6 protein-coding genes and 1 pseudogene are annotated in these 4,959 nt (G+C 76.4%); 5 read left to right on the forward strand and 2 right to left on the reverse strand.

Annotated elements, in window-relative coordinates:
• The 4 genes from ABEB16_RS03905 to fabF form a co-directional block, all read left to right on the forward strand.
• The coding region (locus tag ABEB16_RS03905; protein WP_425560101.1) for an ACP S-malonyltransferase at positions 1 to 555 on the forward strand (555 nt) is incomplete at its 5' end.
• Positions 552 to 1,622 (forward strand): beta-ketoacyl-ACP synthase III, encoded by a 1,071-nt coding sequence (locus ABEB16_RS03910; protein WP_345710961.1) that lies wholly within the window; start codon positions 552 to 554, stop codon positions 1,620 to 1,622. The genes ABEB16_RS03905 and ABEB16_RS03910, both read left to right, overlap by 4 nt.
• 103 nt (positions 1,623 to 1,725) lie before the next feature.
• Positions 1,726 to 1,971: an acyl carrier protein gene (locus ABEB16_RS03915; protein ID WP_345710962.1), complete on the forward strand. Its 246-nt coding sequence runs from the start codon at positions 1,726 to 1,728 to the stop codon at positions 1,969 to 1,971.
• Positions 1,972 to 2,087: 116 nt separating this feature from the next.
• A complete protein-coding gene (fabF, locus tag ABEB16_RS03920) occupies positions 2,088 to 3,341 on the forward strand; it encodes a beta-ketoacyl-ACP synthase II (RefSeq protein ID WP_345710963.1) in 1,254 nt (417 codons plus the stop codon).
• A gap of 79 nt (positions 3,342 to 3,420) precedes the next feature.
• Here the strand turns inward: fabF and ABEB16_RS03925 are convergent, their stop codons facing one another.
• Positions 3,421 to 3,918 (reverse strand): DUF3145 domain-containing protein, encoded by a 498-nt coding sequence (locus ABEB16_RS03925; RefSeq protein ID WP_345710964.1) that lies wholly within the window; start codon positions 3,916 to 3,918, stop codon positions 3,421 to 3,423.
• Positions 3,919 to 4,144: 226 nt separating this feature from the next.
• Between ABEB16_RS03925 and ABEB16_RS03930 the strand changes: the two genes are divergently transcribed.
• Complete coding sequence (locus ABEB16_RS03930) at positions 4,145 to 4,576, forward strand: hypothetical protein (protein ID WP_345710965.1); 432 nt, start codon at positions 4,145 to 4,147, stop codon at positions 4,574 to 4,576.
• Positions 4,577 to 4,625: 49 nt separating this feature from the next.
• Here ABEB16_RS03930 and ABEB16_RS03935 read toward each other — a convergent pair.
• Positions 4,626 to 4,959 (reverse strand): annotated as a pseudogene (locus ABEB16_RS03935) (hypothetical protein); the annotation flags it as partial.

The following is a 4,959-nucleotide window of genomic DNA, read 5'->3' on the forward strand; positions in this document are numbered from 1 at the left end:
GCGCTGGCCCGGCACGGGCTGGCCGCCGCCAACGCCAACGGCGCCGGGGAGGGCGACGCCGCCGGCACGCCCGGGGCGCTGGCCGCCGTCGCCGAGCAGCCGCCGGCGCGGGCGCGGGTGGTGCCGCTGCAGGTGGCCGGCGCCTTCCACACCGAGCACATGGCCCCGGCCGTGGAGGTGCTCGCCGCGCTCGCCCCGGCCGTGGCGACGTCGCCGGCCCGCACCCCGGTGGTCTCCAACGCCGACGGCGCGGTGCTGCAGGACGGCGCCGAGGTGCTGCGCCGGATCGTCGCGCAGGTCAGCCGCCCGGTCCGCTGGGACCTGTGCACCGAGCGCTTCGCCGCCCTGGGCGTCACCGCGCTGCTGGAGCTCGCCCCGGCCGGGACGCTGGCCAACCTCGCCAAGCGGTCCCTGAAGGGGGTGGAGGTGCTCGCGCTGAAGACGCCCGACGACCTGGAGCGGGCCCGTGCGCTCGTCGCCGAGCACGGCTCCTCCCCGGCGGCGCCCGAGGCCGCTCAGGCCGTGTCCGAGACCGCCGCGGCGGGTGCCCGGTGAGCGGCGCGGTGCGGATCGGCACCACCCCCTCCCGCCAGGCGCGCATCCTCGGCGTCGGCGCACACCGGCCGCCGCGGGTCATCGACAACGCCGAGGTCTGCACCTGGATCGACTCCTCCGACGAGTGGATCCGCCAGCGCACGGGCATCGTGACGCGCCGCTGGGCCGCCCCGGAGGTCGGCGTCGTCGACATGGCCGAGGACGCCGCGGCCAAGGCGCTGGCCGCGGCGGGGCTGGCCGGGGAGGACGTCGACGCCGTGGTGCTGGCCACGGTGTCGCACCCGTACCAGACGCCGGCCGCCGCGGCGATCGTCGCCGACCGGCTGGGCGCCACCCCGGCGGCCGCGTTCGACGTGTCCGCCGGCTGCGCGGGCTTCTGCCACGGCGTGGCGCTCGGCGCGGACCTGGTGCGCGGCGGCACCGCCGGGCACGTGCTGGTCGTCGGCGTGGACAAGCTGTCGGACTTCACCGACGTCCACGACCGCTCCACGGCGTTCCTCTTCGCCGACGGGGCCGGGGCCGTGGTGATCGGCCCCTCCGAGGAGGCGGGCATCGGCCCCACCGTCTGGGGCTCCGACGGCGGGCAGGCCGACGCCATCCGCTCGAAGGTGTCCTGGCTGCAGCTGCGCGAGCGCGAGGCCCCGGCGGCCGGCGCGGCCGCCGAGCAGGTCGCCGTGGAGGCCGCCGCCGCAGCGCCCGAGCAGGCGCCGTGGCCCTACCTCGAGCAGGCCGGGCAGACGGTGTTCCGCTGGGCGGTGTGGCAGATGGCGCCCGTGGCGCAGCGGGCGCTGGACGCGGCCGGGGTGCGCGCGGAGGACCTCGACGCGTTCGTGCCCCACCAGGCGAACGCGCGGATCATCGACGCGATGGTCAAGCAGCTCAAGCTGCCGGAGTCCGTGCGGATCGCGCGCGACATCGTCGACATGGGCAACACGTCGGCGGCCTCGGTGCCGCTGGCGATGGAGCGCCTCCTCGCCGACGGCGAGGTGCCCTCGGGCGGGCTGGCCCTCCTCATCGGCTACGGCGCGGGCCTGTCCTACGCGGCCCAGGTCGTCCGCCTGCCCTGACCCGGGGCCGTGTGCGGCCCCACCCCAGACCCCCCGGGCCGCGTCCTGCGCCCGGGCCCCCGGCGGGACCGACCGGGTCCCGTCCGCCACCGAAGGAGAGCGCATGGCCAGCGAGCAGGAGATCCTCAGCGGTCTCGCCGAGATCATCAACGAGGAGACCGGCCTGCCCACCGACAGCGTCGAGGCGAGCAAGTCCTTCACCGAGGACCTGGACATCGACTCCCTGTCGATGATGACCATCGTCGTGAACGCCGAGGAGCGGTTCTCCGTGCGCATCCCCGACGAGGACGTGAAGAACCTCAAGACCGTGGGCGACGCCGTCGCCTACATCTCCCAGGCCCAGGGCTGAGCCGCGGCCGGGGCCGCCCGCTGCCGGGCGGCCCCGGCGCCGGCCGGCAGCGCACCCCCGGCCGCACCCGGCCGACCGCACTCCAAGCTGACCGCACTCGAAGGAGCTGACCGACCATGACCGCGACCCCACGGCGCGTCGTCGTGACTGGGCTCGGGGCCACGACGCCCCTGGGTGGCGACGTGGCGTCCACCTGGGAGGCGGCGCTGGCGGGCCGTTCCGCCGCCCGGACCATCTCGGCGGACTGGCTCGACGAGCACGAGCTGCCCATCCGCTTCGCCGCGCAGGCGGCGGTGCCGGCCGCGGACGTCCTCACCCGGCAGGAGGTCAAGCGTCTCGACCCCTCGGCGCAGTTCTCGGTCCTGGCCGCGCGCGAGGCGTGGCGGGACGCGGGCAGCCCGGAGGTGGAGAGCGATCGTCTCGGCTCGGTGATCGGCACCGGCATCGGCGGCATCTGGACCCTGCTCACCGCCTACGACACCCTCCGGGAGAAGGGCGCGCGGCGCGTCCTGCCCCTGACGGTGCCCATGCTGATGGCCAACAGCTCCACCGCCGCCGTGAGCCTGGAGTTCCGCGCCGGGGTCGGGGCCCACTCCCCCGTCAGCGCCTGCGCCTCGGGTGCCGAGGCGATCGCCTACGCCCTGGACATGATCCGCACCGGCCGCGCCGACGTGGTGATCGCCGGTGGCACGGAGGCGGCGATCCACCCGCTGCCCATCGCGGCCTTCGCGGCGATGCGCGCGATGTCGACGCGCAACGAGGACCCCGCGCGGGCCTCGCGTCCCTTCGACTCCGCCCGCGACGGCTTCGTCCTGGGCGAGGGCGCCGGCATCCTCGTGCTGGAGGCCGAGGAGCACGCCCGCGCCCGGGGGGCCCGCATCCACGCGGAGGTCGTCTCCGCGGGGCTGTCCGCCGACGCACACCACATCACCGCGCCGGAGCCCACGGGGGCCGGAGCCGCCCGCGCGCTGCGGGACGCGCTGCGCAGCGGTGACCTGAGCCCCTCCGACGTCGTGCACGTCAACGCCCACGCCACCTCCACGCCCATCGGTGACGTGGCGGAGGTGCAGGGCCTGCGCGCGGGCCTGGGCGCGGCGCTGGACGGGGTGGCGGTCTCCGCGACCAAGTCGATGACCGGGCACCTGCTCGGCGCGGCGGGTGCCGTGGAGAGCGTGCTGACCGTCCTGGCCCTGCGGGAACGGCTGGCGCCGCCCACGATCAACATCGACGACCTGGACCCAGCGGTGGAGCTGGACGTGGTCCGCAAGGACCCGCGCCCGCTGCCGGCCACCGGTGACCTGGTGGCCCTCAACAACGCCTTCGGCTTCGGCGGGCACAACGCGAGCCTCGCCTTCCGCACGGCGGGCTGAGCGCGCCCGCCGCGCGCACCGGCGCCCCACGACCCGACGCGGTCGTGGGGCGCCGGTGCGTGGCGGGGCTGCGGGGCGGTCAGCCGACCTGGTGCAACCAGCGCACGTCGGCACCCTCGCCGGCGCAGCGGAAGGGCTCCAGCTCGGCGTCCCACGGGTCGCCGAGGGCCACGGCGAGGGCGTCGCGGCAGCGCTGGGGGTCGGCGGACTCCAGGGCGGCGCGGATGCGGTCCTCGGTGACGAGGACGTTGCCGTGCACGTCGGTGGTGGCGTGGAAGATCCCGAGGGCCGGGGTGTGGCTCCAGCGCCCCCCGTCGACCCCGGGGCTGGGTTCCTCCGTCACCTCGAAGCGCAGGTGCGCCCAGCCGCGCAGCGCGGAGGCCAGGCGGGCACCGGTGCCCGCGACGGCCTGCCAGACCAGCTCGGTGCGCTGGCACCCGGGTGCGACCGGCTGCGGCGTCCAGTCGAGCACCACGCGCATGCCGAGGACACCACTGGCGGCCCACTCGATGTGCGGGCACAGCGCTCGTGGTGCGGAGTGCACGAAGAGCACGCCACGTGTGGTCGCACCGGACATGCGTTCCTCCTCTGCGTCGGTGGTGAGGGCGCCTTCCCCAAAACGACCTCACCGCAGCGGTGTACAGCACCCGTCGGCCACGTGGCGCGCCGTCGTACAGCGGGACATCATGCCCCACGGCAGGGGCCGGAACCAGCAACTCCGGCGCGTCGCGGGCGGGCGCGTCGTCACCACTGCGGGCGAACCGGGGTGTGCGAAGGGTGAGCACTCGTGGGACGCTGGCGCGGTGAGCGACCCATCGCGCCACGGCGCCGGAGCCGGTGAGGCCGCCGCGGCGGAGATCTCCGAGGTCATCCGCCCGGCCGCGATCGTGCCCGAGGCGGCCGCCCGCACGATCCTGGTCGAGCTGGCGCTGCAGGACGTGGGCAGCGGCGGCCTCTGGCGGGCGCAGCCGAGCCTGTGGAGCCGTTACGACCGCCCCTGGGGCGAGGCGGGCGACCCGGCGGGCTCGGAGCTCGTCGGCAGCATCCACATCGTCCACGGCACGCCCACCAAGTACGAGATCACCATCTACCGCGTGACGGTCTCCCGCATCGGCAGCCAGCTCGGCTGGAGCGTGGAGTCCTTGTGCGACGAGGCGCTCGGGCACGGCGACCTGCGGCTGCAGGACTGCCCGCGCGCGGTGCTGTCGACCCCACCGGCCCCGTTCCGCTTCTGATCCTCCTCGCGCGGGTCCCGGCCTCCACCGCGCGAGCGGCCCGGGCGGCTCAGAGCAGCGGCCACGACCGGATCCAGACCTGCTCGGCGGCACCCGCGAGCGGTCCGTCGTCACCCAGGGCCGCGGGGAGCAGGGGCGGCGCGGCGCGGCGGCGGTAGCGCACCAGCCCGTCGGCGAAAGCGTCGTGGACGTCCTCGCCCACGATGCGCAGCAGCCGGGCGGCCAGCCCGCCCAGGGTCACCACGTCGGCGTCGACGGCGTTGACGAGGCCGGCGCCGCCGCGACCGAGGGCCACGCCCACCGCGCGGGCCGCGGCCAGGGGCCGGCGCTCCCCCGCGGCGGCAGCGTCCAGGACGCGCTCGGCGTGGCCGACGCCGTCGGCG

This window comes from Kineococcus glutinatus (assembly GCF_039542765.1).
In the GTDB taxonomy this organism is placed as follows: domain Bacteria; phylum Actinomycetota; class Actinomycetes; order Actinomycetales; family Kineococcaceae; genus Kineococcus_A; species Kineococcus_A glutinatus.